Annotated in this window: 16 protein-coding genes and 1 pseudogene; 6 read left to right on the top strand and 11 right to left on the bottom strand. The window is 65.9% G+C overall.

Annotated features, from left to right (window positions below; translation table 11 throughout):
- Nucleotides 1-4: 4 nt before the first annotated feature.
- Nucleotides 5-1,963 carry an AMP-dependent synthetase/ligase gene (locus CNE_RS01475; RefSeq protein ID WP_013955384.1) on the bottom strand — a complete coding sequence of 653 codons (1,959 nt, stop codon included), beginning with the start codon at nt 1,961-1,963 and terminating at the stop codon, nt 5-7.
- A gap of 276 nt (nt 1,964-2,239) precedes the next feature.
- On the opposite strand from CNE_RS01475, the gene CNE_RS01470 reads away from it, so the two are divergent.
- On the top strand, nt 2,240-2,908 hold the full coding sequence (locus tag CNE_RS01470) for a Crp/Fnr family transcriptional regulator (protein ID WP_013955382.1): 669 nt from the start codon (nt 2,240-2,242) through the stop codon (nt 2,906-2,908).
- A 1-nt stretch (nt 2,909) separates the two neighbouring features.
- Entirely contained in the window at nt 2,910-3,332 is a 423-nt protein-coding gene (locus CNE_RS01465; RefSeq protein ID WP_013955381.1) for a DUF3293 domain-containing protein, read from the top strand.
- A 47-nt stretch (nt 3,333-3,379) separates the two neighbouring features.
- On the opposite strand, the gene CNE_RS01460 is transcribed toward CNE_RS01465, so the two are convergent.
- From CNE_RS01460 to CNE_RS01440, 5 genes are all read right to left on the bottom strand, one after another.
- Nucleotides 3,380-3,712 carry a hypothetical protein gene (locus CNE_RS01460; RefSeq protein WP_013955380.1) on the bottom strand — a complete coding sequence of 111 codons (333 nt, stop codon included), beginning with the start codon at nt 3,710-3,712 and terminating at the stop codon, nt 3,380-3,382.
- Between the two features lie 182 nt (nt 3,713-3,894).
- On the bottom strand, nt 3,895-4,749 hold the full coding sequence (locus tag CNE_RS01455; RefSeq protein WP_013955379.1) for a 3-hydroxybutyryl-CoA dehydrogenase: 855 nt from the start codon (nt 4,747-4,749) through the stop codon (nt 3,895-3,897).
- 52 nt (nt 4,750-4,801) lie between these two features.
- Entirely contained in the window at nt 4,802-5,239 is a 438-nt protein-coding gene (locus CNE_RS01450; protein ID WP_013955378.1) for an HIT family protein, read from the bottom strand.
- Nucleotides 5,240-5,380: 141 nt separating this feature from the next.
- Nucleotides 5,381-8,671 carry a fused isobutyryl-CoA mutase/GTPase IcmF gene (icmF, locus tag CNE_RS01445; protein WP_013955377.1) on the bottom strand — a complete coding sequence of 1,097 codons (3,291 nt, stop codon included), beginning with the start codon at nt 8,669-8,671 and terminating at the stop codon, nt 5,381-5,383.
- A gap of 280 nt (nt 8,672-8,951) precedes the next feature.
- A complete protein-coding gene (locus CNE_RS01440; RefSeq protein ID WP_041227701.1) occupies nt 8,952-9,290 on the bottom strand; it encodes a DUF2917 domain-containing protein in 339 nt (112 codons plus the stop codon).
- 209 nt (nt 9,291-9,499) lie between these two features.
- On the opposite strand from CNE_RS01440, the gene CNE_RS01435 reads away from it, so the two are divergent.
- Nucleotides 9,500-10,906: an aminotransferase-like domain-containing protein gene (locus tag CNE_RS01435; protein ID WP_013955375.1), complete on the top strand. Its 1,407-nt coding sequence runs from the start codon at nt 9,500-9,502 to the stop codon at nt 10,904-10,906.
- 6 nt (nt 10,907-10,912) lie between these two features.
- Here the strand turns inward: CNE_RS01435 and CNE_RS01430 are convergent, their stop codons facing one another.
- The 3 genes from CNE_RS01430 to CNE_RS01420 all read right to left on the bottom strand — a co-directional run bounded on the left by CNE_RS01430 (nt 10,913) and on the right by CNE_RS01420 (nt 13,961).
- A complete protein-coding gene (locus tag CNE_RS01430; protein ID WP_013955374.1) occupies nt 10,913-12,310 on the bottom strand; it encodes an amino acid permease in 1,398 nt (465 codons plus the stop codon).
- A gap of 189 nt (nt 12,311-12,499) precedes the next feature.
- On the bottom strand, nt 12,500-12,703 hold the full coding sequence (locus CNE_RS01425; RefSeq protein ID WP_013955373.1) for a hypothetical protein: 204 nt from the start codon (nt 12,701-12,703) through the stop codon (nt 12,500-12,502).
- A 7-nt stretch (nt 12,704-12,710) separates the two neighbouring features.
- A complete protein-coding gene (locus tag CNE_RS01420; protein ID WP_013955372.1) occupies nt 12,711-13,961 on the bottom strand; it encodes an MFS transporter in 1,251 nt (416 codons plus the stop codon).
- A gap of 164 nt (nt 13,962-14,125) precedes the next feature.
- Here CNE_RS01420 and CNE_RS01415 point away from each other — a divergent pair, with 164 nt between their 5' ends.
- Nucleotides 14,126-14,959 carry a GlxA family transcriptional regulator gene (locus tag CNE_RS01415; protein WP_013955371.1) on the top strand — a complete coding sequence of 278 codons (834 nt, stop codon included), beginning with the start codon at nt 14,126-14,128 and terminating at the stop codon, nt 14,957-14,959.
- A gap of 44 nt (nt 14,960-15,003) precedes the next feature.
- Here CNE_RS01415 and tnpA read toward each other — a convergent pair.
- Nucleotides 15,004-15,303 (bottom strand): annotated as a pseudogene (gene tnpA, locus CNE_RS01410) (IS200/IS605 family transposase); the annotation flags it as partial.
- A gap of 54 nt (nt 15,304-15,357) precedes the next feature.
- On the opposite strand from tnpA, the gene CNE_RS01405 reads away from it, so the two are divergent.
- Both CNE_RS01405 and CNE_RS39030 read left to right on the top strand, forming a co-directional pair.
- Nucleotides 15,358-16,518, top strand: a complete 1,161-nt coding sequence (locus CNE_RS01405) for an RNA-guided endonuclease InsQ/TnpB family protein (protein WP_049800588.1) — start codon at nt 15,358-15,360, stop codon at nt 16,516-16,518.
- A 133-nt stretch (nt 16,519-16,651) separates the two neighbouring features.
- The gene (locus CNE_RS39030; RefSeq protein ID WP_013955369.1) at nt 16,652-16,816 is read left to right on the top strand and encodes a helix-turn-helix domain-containing protein; all 165 of its coding nucleotides are present in this window, start codon (nt 16,652-16,654) and stop codon (nt 16,814-16,816) included.
- 6 nt (nt 16,817-16,822) lie between these two features.
- Here CNE_RS39030 and CNE_RS01400 read toward each other — a convergent pair whose 3' ends face one another.
- The gene (locus CNE_RS01400) at nt 16,823-17,173 is read right to left on the bottom strand and encodes a VOC family protein (protein WP_013955368.1); all 351 of its coding nucleotides are present in this window, start codon (nt 17,171-17,173) and stop codon (nt 16,823-16,825) included.
- Nucleotides 17,174-17,229 lie beyond the last annotated feature (56 nt).

The following is a 17,229-nucleotide window of genomic DNA, read 5'->3' as shown; positions in this document are numbered from 1 at the left end:
TCGCTCATGCCGCGCGCGCCGCCACAGGCAGGCGCTTCGCATTGACCAGCTTCAGCGTGGCCGACACGCTGCCCTCGCGCCCGTCTTCAAACTTGACGCGCGTCTCGATGAACTGCTCGGACTTGCCCGCATAGAGCGCCTCCACCAGCACGCCGTATTTGTCGGCGATAAAGCCGCGGCGCACCTTGCGCGTGCGCGTGAGCTCGTCGTCGTCCGGATCCAGTTCCTTGTGGAGGACCAGGAAGCGTGCAACCTGCGATCCGGCCAGCATCGGGTCGTTGGCCAGATCGGCATTCACCTGGTTCACGCACTCGCCGATCATTTCCAGCACGTCGGGCTGCGCGGCCAGGTCGACATAGCCGGCATACGGCAGGTGGCGGCGCTCGGCCCAGTTGCCCACGGCCTCGAAGTCGATGTTGATAAAGGCGCAGACCTGGTCGCGGTCGCTGCCGAAGGCCACCGCTTCCTTGATGTACGGGAAGAACTTGAGCTTGTTCTCGATGTACTTGGGCGCGAACATCGAGCCATCGGCCAGCTTGCCCACGTCCTTGGCGCGGTCGATGATCTTCAGGTGGCCGTCGGCGTCGATCACACCGGCGTCCCCGGTCATGAAGTAGCCCTCGTCGTTGATGGCCTCGCGCGTGGCGTCGTCGCGCTTGTAGTAGGACTTGAGCAGGCCCACGCCGCGCACCAGCACCTCGCCGTTGTCGGCGATGCGGATTTCCATGCCGGGCGCGGCCGGCCCTACGGAATCGAACTTGACCTTGCCGTCCGGCTGCAGGCACACATAGGCGCAGGTCTCGGTCTGGCCGTAGAACTGCTTCAGGTTCACGCCGATCGAGCGGTAGAAGCGGAACAGGTCCGGTCCGATCGCCTCGCCCGCGGTATAGCCCACGCGGATGCGGCTCATGCCCAGCACATTGCGCAGCGGGCCGTAGACCAGCACTTCGCCCAGGGCGTAGCGCGCGCGGTCCGCGAGCGATACCGGCTGGCCGTCAAGGATGTCGGTGCCGCAGCGCTTCGCCACATCCATGGCCCAGTGGAACAGCTTGCGCTTGATCCAGCCGGCATCCTCCATGCGGATCATCACCTGCGTCAGCAGCCCTTCATAGATGCGCGGCGGCGCAAAGTAGTAGGTGGGGCCGATCTCGCGCAGGTCGGTCATCACCGTTTCGCGCGATTCCGGGCAGTTCACCGTGAAGCCCGCCACCATCGCCTGCGCGTAGGAGAACAGGTTGTCGCCCACCCATGCCATCGGCAGGTAGGACAGCACGTCGTCGTCAGCGCTCAGCTTGTCGAAGGCGCAGCCGTTGCGCGCCGCGCCGATCAGGCCGTAGTGCGAATGGCATACGCCCTTGGGCTTGCCGGTAGTGCCCGACGTATAGAGGATGATCGCGGTGTCGTCGGGCTGGCCGGCGGCGATGGCCTCGTCATAGAAGCCCGGGTGCGCCTGGTCGAACTCGCGGCCCAGTTCCTGCAGCCGTTCATAAGACATCAGCGACGGGTGGTCGTAGTCCATCAGGCCGCGCGGGTCTTCAAAGATGACGTGGCGCACGGCGCGGCCGGACTCGGCCAGCTGCGCCTCCACTTCCAGCAGCTTGTCGACCTGCTCCTGGTCCTCGACGATGGCGAACTCGATTTCCGCATCGTTGAGCACGTAGACCATCTCGTTGGCGATGGCGTCCTGGTACAGCGGCACCGGCACGCCGCCCAGCGCCTGCGCCGCGGTCATGGCCCAGTACAGCCGCGGGCGGTTGTCGCCCACCACCGCCAGGTTCATGCCGCGCCTGAAGCCGAGCGCGGCCAGCCCGCAAGCCAGCGCCCTCACCTGCTGGGCCGCCTGGGCCCAGCTGTATGTCTGCCAGATGCCGAGATCCTTCTCGCGGTGAGCCGGATGATCCGGCCGCTGCTGGGCGTGCGCCAGCAGCCATCGCGGGAAGGTCGTCGCCGACGATTCCTGCATCGCTGTCTCCTGTCCCTCCGGCGTGGGGATCCACGCCCGGTGTCAAGCGCCGGTCCGGTCGTTATACTTGGCTTGCTTTGCCCGGCAGCAATTGCCGCCCGGCATCAAGCCCGGTGTGCCTTGCATCAGGCCGCCGGGAAGGCTTGCGCCTTGCCCCGGCGTGCCGCTGGTGGCACCCGCGGTTCCGTTGTGATCGTACGATAGCCCATGCCAACAACCCCGGTTGTCACGCCGGTGACAATTCCGGGTTAATCCCTACGGGAGCTTCTGCAGGCCATGCTGAACGATTTTGTCGACCGCTGCGTATGGGCAGCAGACCTGAGCCCCGAGCAGCGCGAACGCGTGCGCCGCGCCATGTTCGTCCACGAGTACACCCAGGGCGACTACGTCTGTCACAAGGGTGACATGGCTGAGCACTGGATGGGCGTGCTCGAAGGCATCGTCAAGATCACCACGGTGTCGCCCTCGGGCAAGTCGGTCACCTTCACCGGCGTGCCCACCGGCGGCTGGTTCGGCGAAGGCGCGGTGCTCAAGTCGGAAATCCGCAAGTACGACGTGATGGCGCTGCGCCGCTCGACCATCGCCTTCCTGCCGCGCGACACTTTTCTGTGGTTGCTGGATACCAGCCTGCCGTTCACGCGCTTCCTGCTGACGCAGTTCAACGAACGCCTGGGACAGTTCATCGCGGCGGTGGAATATGAACGGCTGCTCGACATCGATTCGCGCGTGGCGCGCGCGGTGTCGTCGCTGTTCAATGAGCACCTGTATCCGGGGATCGGCACGACGCTGGAGATCTCGCAGGAAGAGATCGGCCTGCTTGCAGGCATTTCGCGCCAGCGCGCCAACCAGGCGCTCAAGGTGCTGGAACAGCAGGGCCTGGTGCGGGTGGACTACGGCGTGATCGAGGTGCTGGACCTGGAGGGGTTGCGGCAGTACGGCGAATAACATGGCCAGCGCCATCGATGCCGCCACGCTGCAGGCCTATCGCGAGACGCATTACCGCGTGCTGGGCGACCTGCCGATGATATTGCGGGTAGACCAACCCAGCGCCCCGCTGGCGGCGCTGCACCGCGCGCTGGGCGTGGCATCGAGCGCCTTCATTACCGCCGCCAACCCGTTCAGCCTGCGCTGCGACGACGACGCCAACGCACGGCGCCAGCAGGCGCTGGCGCGGGACGTGGCAAAGATGGGGTTGCGCGCAATCGAAGCCGCCGGCGAGCATCCTGCCAACGGCTGGCCGGCAGAGCCGAGCTTCCTGGTGCCGGGGCTGTCGCTGGAGGATGCCCGGGCACTCGGCGAGAAATACGAACAGAACGCGGTGGTCTGGAGCGGCGCGGACGCGGTGCCGCGTCTGGTGCTGCTGCGCTGAACGCCGCGACGCGCCGCGTCGTGGCGGCGCGTCAGCCGGCGAGAGGGTCAGTGGCCGTGGCCGCGGTGCCCGTGCCCATGGCCGTGGCCGCGCCCGTAATGGCGATCGTAGTCCCGATAGTGATGAGAGTGGTGATGCCGCCCGCGCCACTCACCGCGGCCATACCAGCGGCGTCCGTCCCAATAGCGGTCGCCATGCCAGCCGTGGTAGCGCGGCGCATAGACCACGGGCGGCGGAGGCGCCACATACACAGGGGCCGGGGCCACATAGACCGGCGCGCCGACCTGCACGCCCACATCCACATGAGCCATCGCCGAACGGGCCGCCAGCAGGGACATTGCGCCCGCGAGCAGCGCAGCAAAGAGAATCGGGTGAGCCATGAAGTTTGTCTTGTCGTAAACGGAATGGGCACTCTACCGCGCATTCCTGTTACCGGATGCGGCGGAGTGTTTCGGCATATAACGCCGTGTAAGCGGGATTTGGCGGCGACCGGAACCGGCACCGGAAAAAGCGGCGGCCGCCCGCAGGCGGCCGCCGTGCCACGCGGCAAGTGCCGGGCAGCTTACTTGCTATAGACGTACACCCCGCGGCCCGTCTTGCGGCCCAGGTAGCCCGCGGCCACCATCTCACGCAGCAGCATGGCCGGACGGTACTTCGGATCGGCAAACTCCGTGTACAGCACCTCCATCACGGCCAGCATGGTGTCCAGGCCGATCATGTCGGCCAGTGCCAGCGGCCCGATGGGGTGGTTGCAACCCAGCTTCATGCCTTCGTCGATCTCTTCCGGCGAGGCCAGGCCTTCGCCCAGCACGCAGAAGGCCTCGTTGATCATCGGGCACAGGATGCGGTTGACGACGAAGCCCGGGCTGTTCCTGACCGTGATCGGGTACTTGCCGAGCTGCTTCGACAGGGCCTCGACGGCGGCATGGGTGGTGTCGCTGGTCTGCAGGCCGCGGATCAGTTCCACCAGCGCCATCACCGGCACCGGGTTGAAGAAGTGCATGCCGATAAAGCGGTCGGCGCGCGAGGTCACGGCGGCCAGCTTGGTGATCGAGATCGACGAGGTGTTGGACGCGATGATCACGTTCTCGCCGACGATGCTGTCGATCTGCTTGAGAATCTTGACCTTCAGGTCGTAGTTCTCGGTCGCGGCCTCGATCACGATATCAGTGGCCTTGAGATCGTCGTACGAGGTGCTGCCCTTGATGCGCGCCAGCGCGCTGGCCTTGTCGGCCTCGGTCAGCTTTTCCTTTTTGATCAGCCGGTCCAGGCTGCCCGCCACGGTGGCAACACCCTTCTGCACGGCGGCATCGCTGATGTCGACCATCACCACGTTGAGACCTACCACTGCGCAGGCCTGGGCGATGCCATTGCCCATGGTGCCGGCACCGACGATGCCCACTGTCCTGATGCTCATCTTGTCTTCCTCTGCTTGGTTGGATTGCTGATAAATCGGTTCAGGCGCGGGTTCAGGCGCCCTGCTCGCGCAGCGCGGCAATGATGCGCTCGGCATGGCCCTTGAGCTGTTCCGGGTCCTGCATCTCGCGCGCGTGGCCGCGCAGGGCACTGTCGGCATAGCGCGGCACGATATGGAAATGCACGTGCGGCACGGTCTGGCCCGCGGCCGCGCCGTTGAACTGGCCGATGGAGATGCCGTCGGGCGCAAACGCCGCGCGCACCGCGCGCGCCACCCGCTGCGTGGCAACGATGGCGGCCTGCGCGCCCTGCTCGGACAGGTCGAACAGGTTGACCGCGGCTTCCTTGGGCACCACCAGCGTATGGCCGTCGGCCTGCGGCATGATGTCCATGAAGGCGATGGTGTCGTCGTCCTCGTAGACCTTGATGCACGGCAGCTCGCCGCGCAGGATCTTCGCGAAGATATTGGTCGGGTTGTACTGGGTGTCCATGATCTTTGGCTTGCTTTGTCTCGAATACGTTTGCCGTGGCGCGGGCGCCGGCACAGCCTTCGAGTGTAACGCAGGGCGGCCCTTCACTGCGGCCGCCCTGCGCGGTAATCGGGCACTGCTTGCTACGCGGTGCCGCCGGCTCTACATATTGCGCCGGTATTGCCCGCCCACCTCGAACAGCGCGTGCGTGATCTGCCCCAGCGAGCAAACCCGCACTGCGTCCATCAGCACCGCGAATACGTTCTGGTTGTCGATCACCGCCTGGCGCAACTGCGCCAGCATGGCCGGGGCCTCGGCCGCATGGGCCTGCTGGAACGCCTGCAGGCGGTCGAGCTGGCTCAGCTTCTCGGCCTCGCTGGAGCGCGCCAGTTCCAGCTTCTGCGGGGTCGGGTCGCCGTCCGGGTTGCGGAACGTGTTCACGCCGATGATGGGCAGCGTGCCGTCGTGCTTGAGCTGCTCGTAGTAAAGCGACTCTTCCTGGATCTTGCCGCGCTGGTAGCCGGTCTCCATCGCGCCCAGCACGCCGCCGCGCTCGGCGATGCGCTCGAACTCCTGCAGCACCGCCTCTTCCACCAGGTCGGTCAGCTCTTCCATCAGGAAGCTGCCCTGGTTGGGGTTCTCGCATTTGGCCACGCCCCACTCGCGGTTGATGATCAGCTGGATCGCCAGCGCGCGGCGCACCGACTCGCCGGTGGGCGTGGTGATGGCCTCGTCGTAGGCGTTGGTGTGCAGCGAATTGCAGTTGTCGTAGATCGCGATCAGCGCCTGCAGCGTGGTGCGGATATCGTTGAAGTCGATCTCCTGCGCATGCAGCGAGCGGCCCGAGGTCTGAATGTGGTACTTGAGCTTCTGGCTGCGCTCGTTGGCGCCGTACTTGTCGCGCATGGTCACGGCCCAGATGCGGCGCGCCACGCGGCCCAGCACGCCGTACTCGGGGTCCATGCCGTTGGAGAAGAAGAACGACAGGTTGGGCGCGAAATCATCGATATGCATGCCGCGCGCCAGGTACGCCTCCACATAGGTGAAGCCGTTGGACAGCGTGAACGCCAGCTGCGAGATCGGGTTCGCGCCGGCCTCGGCGATGTGGTAGCCGGAGATCGACACCGAGTAGAAGTTGCGCACCTGGTGGTGGACAAAGTACTCCTGGATATCACCCATCACCTTGAGCGAGAACTCGGTGGAGAAGATGCAGGTGTTCTGGCCCTGGTCTTCCTTGAGGATGTCCGCCTGCACCGTGCCGCGCACGTTCTGCAGCACCCAGGCGCGGATCTTGGCTTCCTCGTCTGCGGTGGGCTCGCGCTGATTGTCGGCGCGGAACTTGTCGAGCTGCTGGTCGATGGCGGTGTTCATGAACATCGCCAGGATGGTCGGGGCCGGGCCGTTGATGGTCATCGACACCGAGGTGCTCGGGCTGGTCAGGTCGAAGCCGTCGTACAGCACCTTCAGGTCGTCGAGCGTGGCGATCGACACGCCGGAGTTGCCGACCTTGCCGTAGATGTCGGGGCGCACGTGCGGGTCTTCGCCATACAGCGTGACCGAGTCGAACGCCGTCGACAGGCGCTTGGCATCCATGCCTTCGGACACCAGCTTGAAGCGGCGGTTGGTGCGGAAGGCATCGCCCTCGCCGGCGAACATGCGCGTGGGGTCCTCGTTCTCGCGCTTGAAGGCGAACACGCCGGCGGTGTAGGGGAAGCTGCCGGGCACGTTCTCGCGCATCAGCCACTTCAGCACCTCGCCGTCATCCTCGAAGCGCGGCAGCACCACCTTGCGCACCTTGGTGCCGGACAACGTGGTGGTGACCAGCCCCGTGCGGATCTCCTTGTCGCGGATCCTGACCACGTATTCGTCGCCGCTGTAGGCTTCGCGCATCTGGGGCCACATCGCCAGCAGCTTGCGCTCGACCTGGCCCAGCGCGCTCTCGCGTTCGGCGGCCAGCGCGTCCAGCGCCGCGCCATCGCCTTGCGCGGCCTGCAGCATGCGGCTCGATTCACGCAGCTGCTGGCGCTCGCGTGCTAGGCGGCTTTGCGTCATCACGCGGCGGTGGTAGCCGCGCACCGTGTCTGCCAGTTCCGCCAGGTAGCGGCTGCGCGCCGGCGGCACGATCACATTCTGGCCGGTGGAGATGCGCCCCGCCTGCGCCGGCAGCACGCCCGGCTGCAGCTTCAGGCCGCGTTCGGCCAGCGCCGCGCGCAGTCCCTGGTACAGCATGGTCACGCCATCGTCATTGAAGCGCGACGCCTGCGTGCCGTAGACCGGCATGTCTTCGGCCTTGCCATGCCATTGCTCGCGGTTGCGCTGCACCTGCTTGGCCACATCGCGCCACGCGTCCTGCGCGCCCTTGCGGTCGAACTTGTTGATGGCGACGAAGTCGGCAAAGTCCAGCATGTCGATCTTCTCGAGCTGGCTGGCCGCGCCGAACTCGGGCGTCATTACATAGAGCGACAGGTCCACGTGCGGCACGATGGCTGCATCGCCCTGACCGATGCCCGAGGTCTCGACGATCACCAGGTCGAAACCGGCCACCTTGCACGCGGCGATCACGTCCGGCAGCGCCTGCGAGATCTCCGAGCCCGCCTCGCGCGTCGCCATCGAGCGCATGAAGATGTTCGGGTGGTTGATCGCGTTCATGCGGATGCGGTCGCCCAGCAGCGCGCCGCCAGACTTGCGCCGCGACGGGTCGATCGAGATCACGGCGATGGAGAGCGCATCCTGCTGGTCCAGCCGGAAGCGGCGGATCAGTTCGTCGGTCAGTGACGACTTGCCGGCGCCGCCGGTGCCGGTGATGCCGAGCACCGGAATCGATGCCTGCTTTGCCTGCGCATGCATCGCGTCCACCAGCGCCGGATCGGCCTTGCCGTTCTCCAGCGCCGTAATCAATTGCGCCAGCGCACGGCGGTCGCCGCCGGTGACAGGTTCAAGCGTGGCCGGTGCATAGCGCGATAGGTCGATGTCGCAGCGCTGCACCATGTCGGCAATCATGCCGGCCAGGCCCATGCGCTGGCCGTCCTCGGGGCTGAAGATGCGCGCCACGCCGTAGGCCTGCAGCTCGCGGATCTCGTCCGGCACGATCACGCCGCCGCCACCGCCAAAGACCTGAATGTGCTCGCCGCCCTTCTCGCGCAGCAGGTCGACCATGTACTTGAAGAACTCGACATGTCCCCCCTGGTAGCTGGAAATCGCGATGCCCTGCGCGTCTTCCTGCAGCGCCGCCGTCACCACTTCCTCGACCGAGCGGTTGTGGCCGAGGTGGACCACCTCGCAGCCATGCGACTGCAGGATGCGGCGCATGATGTTGATCGAGGCGTCATGGCCATCGAACAGCGACGCCGCCGTGACAAAGCGCACCTTGTTGACCGGACCGCGGCCTTGCACAGTGGGCTTGGGCTGGGGCGCACCGCGGCGCACATCATGCACATCGGAAAGGTCGGTCATTGTCTCCACCGATTCTGGTGTTGGCTGCTGCCGCGGCGTGCGCCGGACGTGCCGTTCTGTGCCGGCTTGGCTGCAAATGCGCGGGCTGGGCCCCGGGTCGGGGCCGATCGATTATATGAAGTTGACGTTAACGTAAAGCAATGGGGCGGAACCCGATACCGGCGTGCGTGGGGCGGGGCAGTCCTTATAGAGTAGGCGCCCGCGGCAGGCGCCGCGCAAGCCCCCGGGCAAACAAAAGGCCACCCGCAGGTGGCCGTTCCGGCACAGCGTGAGTGGCCGCTCAGGCCCAGATCCTCGGGCACTCCCCGAACGCATCGGTGCTGTGCTCCTCCACCCGGTGCCGCATCGCCCGCAGCCACGCCGCCAGCCGCCGCAGCGACCACGGCGCCGGCACCTGGGCCAGCGCGAAGCGCGCGCCCGCGCCATCGCCCGACAGCCACACCCGGTAGCCCTCCGGCAACGGCAGTTCGGCGCCCGGCTCCAGCCAGATGTCAGTGGGATTGCCTTCCACCGTCACCCACAGCTTGCCCGCCGCCGCGCAGACGGTCTGCCCGTAACCGGCGCGCCAGCTCACTGGCTGTCCGGGCTCGTCCAGTTCGAAAGTCCGTAGTTCGCGCATGTCGCACTCCTCATCAGCCCGGCGGTCTGGTCCGGTGCCGACTCCTGGATGCCGAATGACCACAGGAGCCGGCGCCTTTCTCCGCCACGCTTCCATTATTCGCATCCCTCACTACAATCCCATGTACAGTTGTGAACAGTTTTCGATGAACTGTTCAGTAGTTTTCCCTGACAGTTGCGTCCTCCGGTTTCCCCCGGCTGCCCTGCCTTATGAAACTAATCTTAGATGCTTCTACCGGAATTCCACTGACCGATCAGATCGTCAACGGCGTGAAGTCGTGGATCGGCAACCGCGAGGCTCGGCCCGGCGCAAAGCTGCCGTCGATCCGTCAGCTGGCAGCCGCGAACGGCATCAGCCGCTTCCCGGTGATCGAAGCCTATGACCGACTGGTATCGCAGGGGCTGCTGGATTCGCGCCAGGGTTCGGGCTTCTATGTGGCGGACAGTCCGCTGGCGGGGCGCTCAGCGTGCGGCTGGTCGGATCCGAGCCTGGCCGAGGATCTTTCCGACCACATCCTCGAGCAGTTCAACCACCCCAGCGGCACGCTCAAGCTGGCCGGCGGCTTTGTGCCGGAAACCTGGCGCGACGTTGAGGGGCTGACGCAGGCGATCCGCGCGATCTCGCGCAACGAAATCGACAGCGTGATCCACTACGCCACGCCGATGGGGCATCCGGAACTGCGCCGCCAGGTGTTGCTGCGCGTGCGCCAGCTGGGCATCGCCGCCGAACTGCCGCAAGTGCTGATCACCACCGGTGCCAGCCAGGCGCTGGACCTGGTGGTGCGCCACCTGCTCAAGCCCGGCGATACGGTGTTCGTGGAAGATCCCGGCTACTACAACTTGTTCGGCCTGCTGCGGCTGCATGGGGTGCAACTGGTGGGCGTGCCGCACACGGCCAACGGCCCCGACCCGGACGCCACCGAGGCGCTGCTGCGCCAGCACAAGCCCAAGCTGTTCTTCACCAACAGCGTGCTGCAGAACCCGACCGGGTCGACGCTGGCGCCGCCGGTGGCATTCCGGCTGCTGGAGCTGGCGCGCCGGCATGGCTTCCGCTTTGTCGAGGACGACATCTTCTCGGACTTCCAGACCCATTTCACCGACCGACTGGCCACGCTGGACCAGCTTGAGCACGTGATCTACATCGGCGGCTTTTCCAAGACGGTGTCGGCCTCGCTGCGGGTCGGCTACCTGGTGGCCGACAAGGCGCTGGTCAAGGACCTGGTCGATGTGAAGGTGCTGACCAGCGTGGCCGGCTCGCACTTCGCCGAGGCGGTGACGGCGGCGCTGCTGGAACGCGGCGGCTACCGCAAATATGTGGAGCGGCTGCGCCTGCGCGTGCGCGAGGCCTCCGCCAATGCCGTGCGGCAGCTGACCGGCAACGGCTGGGAGGTGTTCTGCCAGCCGTCCGGCGGCAACTTCCTGTGGGCACGCCCGCCCGGCATCGAGGATTCGCGCGAACTAGTGACGCTGGGCGAGGCATACGGCGTGACGCTGGCCCCGGGCAACTACTTCCGCCCGGGCGGCGAGACCTCGGCATGGATCCGGATCAACGCCGCCTACGCCAACGAGCCGCGCGCGGTGGCCTTCATGAAGGCCGCGGCCGGGCGCGGCAGCTGAAGGCGCTCAGCCGCCGTGGTTATGCAGCACGGCATTGCGCCGCGCGTAGCCGAAGTAGATCACCAGCCCCACCGCCAGCCACACCAGGAAGGCAATCCAGGTCAGCGCCTGCAGGTGTGCCATCAGGAACAGGCAGAAGCCGATTGACAGCAGCGGCACCACCGGCACGCCCGGGCAGCGAAATGCGCGCGGTAGTTCCGGGCGCGTCTTGCGTAGCACCAGCACCGCCACCGAGATCAGCGTGAAGGCCGCCAGCGTGCCGATATTGATCAGTTCGGCCAGCACGTTCAGCGGCACGAAGGCGGCAATCGCGGCAAACACGATGCCGACGGTCCAGGTGGCGAAATACGGCGTGGCATGCACCGGGTGCACGGAAGACAACCGCTCGGGCAGCAGGCCGTCGCGCGACATCGCAAAGATCACGCGGGTCTGGCCATAGGTCATCACCAGGATCACCGTGGTCATGCCCAGGATTGCGCCCAGGTCGACAAAGCCGGCCACCCAGTTCTGGCCCGCGAACTGCAGCGCCAGCGAGACCGGGTGGTCCACGCCGGCAAACTTCGCGAACGGCACGATGCCGGTCATGATGGCGGCCACCACCACATACAGCACCGTGCACACCGCCAGCGAACCGATGATGCCGATCGGCAGGTCGCGGCGCGGGTTGCGCACCTCTTCCGCGGCCGAGGTCACCGCGTCGAAGCCGATAAAGGCAAAGAACACCAGCGCCGCCGCATTGAAGATGCCGGCAAAGCCGAATGGCGCGAACGGCTGCCAGTTGGCCGGCTGCACATGCCACACGCCCACCGCGATAAACAGCAGCACCACGCCGATCTTGATCGCCACCATCAGGTTGTTGATGCGCGTGGATTCGCGCACGCCGTACGACACCACCCAGGTGATGGCCAGCATGATCAGGCACGCCGGCAGGTTCAGCATGGTCTTCACCCCCGGCACGGACCCTGGCGCCGCGCTCAGCGCCGCCGGCAGCTTCAGCCCGAAGCCCGCCATCAGCGACTGGAAGTAGCCCGACCATCCCACCGACACGGCGGACGTAGCCAGCCCGTATTCCAGCAGCAGGTCCCAGCCGATCATCCACGCGACAATCTCGCCCAGCGTGGCATAACTGTACGTATAGATCGATCCCGACACCGGGATCGCCGAAGCGAACTCCGCGTAGCACAGCGCGGCAAAGCCGCACGACAGCGCCGCGATCACAAACGACACCGTCAGCGCCGGCCCCGCGGTCAGCGCGCCGGTGCCGGTCAGCACGAAAATGCCGGTGCCGATGATGGCGCCGATGCCCATCATCACCAGGTCGATCGGACCCAGCACCTTCTTCAGGCCGTCATCGCGCGCGACGGCCAGCATCGCGTCGATGTCCTTGGTTCGAAACAAGCTCATTCAGACTCCCTGCAACTATGGCCGGGCACGAGGCGGCAAGGCGGCGGCCCGGAAAAAGGGCGGTAGTTTACGCCCGCCGCGGCGCGAAGGCGTCACATTGCGCGCCCGCGCGAGGCAGGCGCGTCATCGAATGATAGGAAAGGCCAGGCTGGCCGGCACTGACCGCAGACAAACTGCAGGTGGAGGATGTCAGCCGCCGCAGCCGGGCGCCGACAGGATGCCGTCCACGCGCGCCAGTGCGGCGGCAAGCGGATCGAGCGCCAGCAGTGCGGCGCCGGCAAGGGCCAGTGCCGCCAGCGCGGCAATCCTTGCGCGCGGCGCCCACGGCAGCGCCCAGGCCCCCAGACCCAGCGGAGCAAGGGCCGCGCGGGCAAGCAGGAGCCGCGGCAGCATCAGTACTTCAGCGGCTGGCAGCCTCGGGCACCGCGGCGTGCGCCGGGCCCCTGGCCAGTGCCGGCAACGGTCCCGCGCGGCGCAGGCCAAACCACGAACACGCGGCGGAGCACAGCGTCACCGCCACCAGCGCCGTGATGCTGTCCTGGTAGCTGCGCGTGGCATCGAACGACCACGCCCCCAGCTGCACCGTCAGGAAGGCACCCAGCTGGTGCCCCAGGAACAGCAGGCCAAACACCTTGCCCTTGATCCGGCTGCCATAGCGCTCGAAGCAGAACATGGAGGTCAGGATCACCGTGCCCAGGTAGCTGGCGCCAAAGCCGACCGCAAACGGCAGCACGCCCAGGCCCGGCACCAGCAGCAACAGCATCGACGCCGAGCGCAGCGCGTAGAACGTGGCCAGCAGCCGGTGCTTGTCCCAGCTCAGTGCCAGCGCGCCGGAGACCAGGCCGCTGGCCAGCTCCAGTCCACCGAGCGTGCTCATCGCATAGCCCATCGCCAGCCGCGGCACGCCCTGCCCCTGCCAGTACGCGATCAGGTGCACGTCGATAAAGGCCATGGTGGCGCCGCAGCCGAAGAAGCCGGCTGCCAGCGCATAGAACACCGGGTCACGCCGCACCACCGTCCATGCCGGCACGTCGGCCTCGGCCGTGCGTGGCGCCGGTGCGGACGCCGGCTCCCAGCGCGAAGCCAGCCACAAGGCGCCGGCCACCGGCAACGCAAACACCGCACCCGCCACGCCGAACGCGGTGATCCAGCCCGCCTGCGGCTGCAGCCAGATCCACAGCGGCGACAGCACGACAAAGCCGATCGCGGTGCCGTTGGTAACCACCGCATAGGCCAGCCCCTTCCTGCGTTCCTCGAACAGCCGGTCCACCAGGATGCCCATCGGCACAAAGGTCATGGCCGCCAGCCCGAACGCGCCGGCAAGGCCGAACATCAGCACGAAAAACGTCAGCGATCCCGGCCACAGCGCCGCGCTGCCCAGCGCAATGCCTGCCGCCAGCGCACCGGCGGCCGCGGTGCGCAGCGGGCCGACGCGATCGCTGAGCGCGCCGACCACCGGCGACATCAGCCCGGTGGCCAGCATAAAGACACTACCGGACCAGGCAAACTGCGCACGGCCCTGCCCGAAGTGCGTGGCGAGGTCGACGAAGTACACCTGGTAGAGGCCCCTCACCGCGGTCGACACGAACATCACGGCAAAGCCGATGGCGACCAGGGCCACGGTGACGGCGGGCAGGCGGGTGCGGTGCATGGCGATCTCTCTTTGGCAGGGGTTCGTTGACCATGCTAAGGAAGGCCGGCCGCCTGCCGGGACAACGCCATGGACCAGAAAAGCAAATTTTCGGCCATCGCCGATACAAAGCCTGCAATTCGCGCAAGAATGCCGGCATCGGCCTCGCGATCTCCACACTGGTGATGACTACCGCCTATTTCCTGGTGCTGCCCAATGTCCACATGCTCGACCTCGGCGGGCCGCTACAGATCCTGTCGAGTGTGGCAGAACTTGGCCTTGCGCCACTCACTGTGCGCTGCGTCGGCCCGCATTCCAGCGTCACGTCCTTCCAGGGTCCGGCGCTTGGCCGGGTTGAACGCCTGCCCGCCCGGCTCGAAGCCGGCGACGTGGTCATTGCCGTTGGCAGCAAACTTCTGGACACACTGACGACATCGCCTGCGTGGCACGATAGCGCGGCATGGTTGAGGGATAGCTTTGGTGAGGGCAGGAATGGCGGCGTGCAGGTGGCCGCAGTCTGCACCGGCGCCTTTCTGCTCGGCGCAGCGGGCCTGCTCGACGGGCGCCTGTGCACGACACACCATGCACATATCAAGCGCCTGCGCGCGCGCCATCCGGATGCCTCGGTGATCGACAACCGAGTGTTCGTCCGCGACGGCAATGTCTGGACCTCGGCCGGCGTGGCCTCCGGCATCGACCTGGCGCTGCGGCTGGTGGCCAACGCCTGCGGCGACGAGGCCGCGATTGCGGTGGCGCGCGACAACGTCGTGCCGTTCCGGCGCTTCGGCGCCGATCCGCAGCTTGAACCGCAGTTCAGCGCACGCTCGCACGGCAATCCGCTGGTGCATGCAGTGCAGGATGCGATCGCGCGCGACCTGGAAGCCAACGTCGCTGACCCGCGCTTTGCGCAGCGTTTCGCGGTCAGCGTCAGGCACCTGTCGCGCCTGTTCCATGAGGAAACCGGCCTCACGCCGAAGCAATACCAGCTGACCAGGTGCGCGGCAAGCCTCGGCCTTTAGGCCGGGGAAGGATAGCGCGGACGCCGTCGGCGTCCTTTCGGCGGCTAATGCGGCGTCTGTTGTTGCTCAATGTATTGGCGGATGATCTCGATGGGCGCACCGCCGCAGCTCCCTGCGAAGTAAGACGGCGACCACAGTGCACCGCCCCATAGCTTCTTGCTGATGCTCGGGTAGTTCTTCTTTCGGATCATACGGCTGGATACCCCTTTCAAGCTGTTTACCAGTGCGGACACCGCGACCTTTGGCGGGTAGTTCACAAGAAGGTGAACGTGATCGTCCTCCCCATCGAACTCCACCAGTTCAGCTTCGAAATCTGCGCAAACGCCGGTAAATATGTCGCGCAGGTCCTCTGCCGAATGTCATTGTCGTCGCTCGTAGGCCAAGAGTATGATTGGGCCATGCAGCGTCTTCAAGCATTCAAATACGAATTGATGCCGAACGGCGAGCAGCAGCGCAACATGCGCCGTTATGCCGGATCGTGCCGGTTCGTCTATAACAAGGCGCTGGCGTTGCAGAAACAGCGTTACGATCAAGGCGAAAAGAAGCTCAGCTATGCCGGTCTGTGTAAGCAACTCACGGAGTGGCGCAACAGCACGGAAACAGCATGGCTGGCCGATGCACCAGTCCATCCTCTTCAACAGACGCTCAAGGACTTGGAGCGGGCCTACACAAATTTCTTCGCAAAACGGGCCGACTTCCCGCGTTTCAAGAAGAAGGGTCTGGGCGACAGTTTCCGCTATCCCGACCAGAAGCAAATCAAGCTTGATCAGACCAACTCGCGTATCTTTTTGCCCAAGCTGGGCTGGCTGCGATACAGGAACAGCCGCGACGTACTCGGTGAGGTACGCAATGCCTGCGTCAGCCTGTCGGGCGGCAAGTGGTTTGTTTCGATCCAGACTGAGCGGAAGGTCGAGCGACCTGTGCCGAAAGCCACCAGCGCCATCGGCATCGACATGGGCATCGCTCGCTTTGCCACCATGAGCGATGGCACTTTCCTCGCGCCGCTCAACAGCTTTAGGAAGCACGAAGCCAGACTGCGCCGTGCGCAGCGGGCGATGAGCCGCAAGACGAAATTCAGCAACAACTGGAAGAAGTCCAAGGCCCGAATCCAGCGTATCCACGCACGCATCGGTAACGCCCGCCTCGACTACCTGCACAAAGCCACGACCACGATCAGCGAAAATCAAGCGATGGTGTGTATCGAGGACCTGAAGGTACGGAACATGTCCAAGTCAGCGGCCGGTTCAAGCGGGCAACCGGGCAAGAACGTCAGGGCCAAGTCCGGCCTGAACAAGGCCATCCTCGATCAGGGTTGGTACGAGTTCGGGCGTCAACTGGAATACAAGCTAGCGTGGAATGGCGGCTGGCTAATAGCTGTGCCGCCACAGCACACCAGTCGCACGTGCCCTTGCTGCGGGCATGTATCTGTCGAGAACCGGCAGAGCCAGGCGAGCTTCGCCTGTGTGGCATGCGGCTATGCGAATCACGCCGACGTGGTCGGCGCGATCAACATTTTGGCGCGGGGGCACCGCGTTGCAGCCTGTGGAGAGTCGGCGTAGTCAAGCCGCTCTACGAAGCAGGAACCCACCGAAGTGACTACGTAGAGCATCACGTAGCGCCGTAGGAATCCTCGTCCTTTCCGCCGTAAGGCGGCAGCCGAAGGCTGAGGACGGGAAGGATGTCAACCTGCGCATGGCACGCGCGCGCAAGCTGCTGGCCGCATCGACGCTGCCGGTGGAAGCGATCGCGTTGAAGAGCGGCTTCGCCAGCGTGCAGGCCTTCCGCGCCTGCTGGAACAAGGGAGAAGCCGGCACGCCGAGCGCCTACCGGCAGGCCAGCACGTGCAGCGCGGAATAGCCGCGCTCAGGCGTGCCTGAGGATATTCACCAGTCGCCCGAACGGATCGCGCACATAGAAACGGCGCACGCCCCACGGCTCGTCGGCAGGGCCGTATTCGATGGCAAAGCCCGCGGCCACCATGCGGCGATGCGCTTCATTGACATCGTCAACCTCTATGGACAGGTCCGGCACGGGTGTACCGCTGCCACCCTCCGACGCCACGCTGACCTGAACGGACATGGCAGTGTCGCGGCCATAAGTCTGGATCCACCCGTGATCCATCAGCAGGTCGAGACCAAGGACGTCCTGGTAGAAGGCGCGCGCAAGCGAAGGCTCCGCGGCCGAGATATTGGCGACGATACGTCTGACGTTCATCCCCTGCCTCCTTGAACAAGCGGGCCGCCCTGAACGGAGCGGGGACCGCCAACCGG

The organism is Cupriavidus necator N-1, assembly GCF_000219215.1.
In the GTDB taxonomy this organism is placed as follows: domain Bacteria; phylum Pseudomonadota; class Gammaproteobacteria; order Burkholderiales; family Burkholderiaceae; genus Cupriavidus; species Cupriavidus necator.
The sequence above is the reverse complement of the archived record's forward strand: the minus strand, read 5'-3'. Positions and strand labels throughout refer to the sequence as shown.

Excerpts from the sequence above, each read along its gene's own strand:
- CNE_RS01400 (WP_013955368.1), bottom strand. The coding sequence starts at position 17,173 with ATGAACGTCAGACGTATCGTCGCCAATATCTCGGCCGCGGAGCCTTCG.
- CNE_RS01465 (WP_013955381.1), top strand. The coding sequence starts at position 2,910 with ATGGCCAGCGCCATCGATGCCGCCACGCTGCAGGCCTATCGCGAGACG.
- CNE_RS01425 (WP_013955373.1), bottom strand. The coding sequence starts at position 12,703 with ATGCTGCCGCGGCTCCTGCTTGCCCGCGCGGCCCTTGCTCCGCTGGGT.
- CNE_RS01455 (WP_013955379.1), bottom strand. The coding sequence starts at position 4,749 with ATGAGCATCAGGACAGTGGGCATCGTCGGTGCCGGCACCATGGGCAAT.
- icmF (WP_013955377.1), bottom strand. The coding sequence starts at position 8,671 with ATGACCGACCTTTCCGATGTGCATGATGTGCGCCGCGGTGCGCCCCAG.
- CNE_RS01440 (WP_041227701.1), bottom strand. The coding sequence starts at position 9,290 with ATGCGCGAACTACGGACTTTCGAACTGGACGAGCCCGGACAGCCAGTG.
- CNE_RS01450 (WP_013955378.1), bottom strand. The coding sequence starts at position 5,239 with ATGGACACCCAGTACAACCCGACCAATATCTTCGCGAAGATCCTGCGC.
- CNE_RS01475 (WP_013955384.1), bottom strand. The coding sequence starts at position 1,963 with ATGCAGGAATCGTCGGCGACGACCTTCCCGCGATGGCTGCTGGCGCAC.
- CNE_RS01415 (WP_013955371.1), top strand. The coding sequence starts at position 14,126 with ATGACTACCGCCTATTTCCTGGTGCTGCCCAATGTCCACATGCTCGAC.
- CNE_RS01420 (WP_013955372.1), bottom strand. The coding sequence starts at position 13,961 with ATGCACCGCACCCGCCTGCCCGCCGTCACCGTGGCCCTGGTCGCCATC.
- CNE_RS39030 (WP_013955369.1), top strand. The coding sequence starts at position 16,652 with ATGGCACGCGCGCGCAAGCTGCTGGCCGCATCGACGCTGCCGGTGGAA.
- CNE_RS01460 (WP_013955380.1), bottom strand. The coding sequence starts at position 3,712 with ATGGCTCACCCGATTCTCTTTGCTGCGCTGCTCGCGGGCGCAATGTCC.
- CNE_RS01470 (WP_013955382.1), top strand. The coding sequence starts at position 2,240 with ATGCTGAACGATTTTGTCGACCGCTGCGTATGGGCAGCAGACCTGAGC.
- CNE_RS01405 (WP_049800588.1), top strand. The coding sequence starts at position 15,358 with ATGCAGCGTCTTCAAGCATTCAAATACGAATTGATGCCGAACGGCGAG.
- CNE_RS01430 (WP_013955374.1), bottom strand. The coding sequence starts at position 12,310 with ATGAGCTTGTTTCGAACCAAGGACATCGACGCGATGCTGGCCGTCGCG.
- CNE_RS01435 (WP_013955375.1), top strand. The coding sequence starts at position 9,500 with ATGAAACTAATCTTAGATGCTTCTACCGGAATTCCACTGACCGATCAG.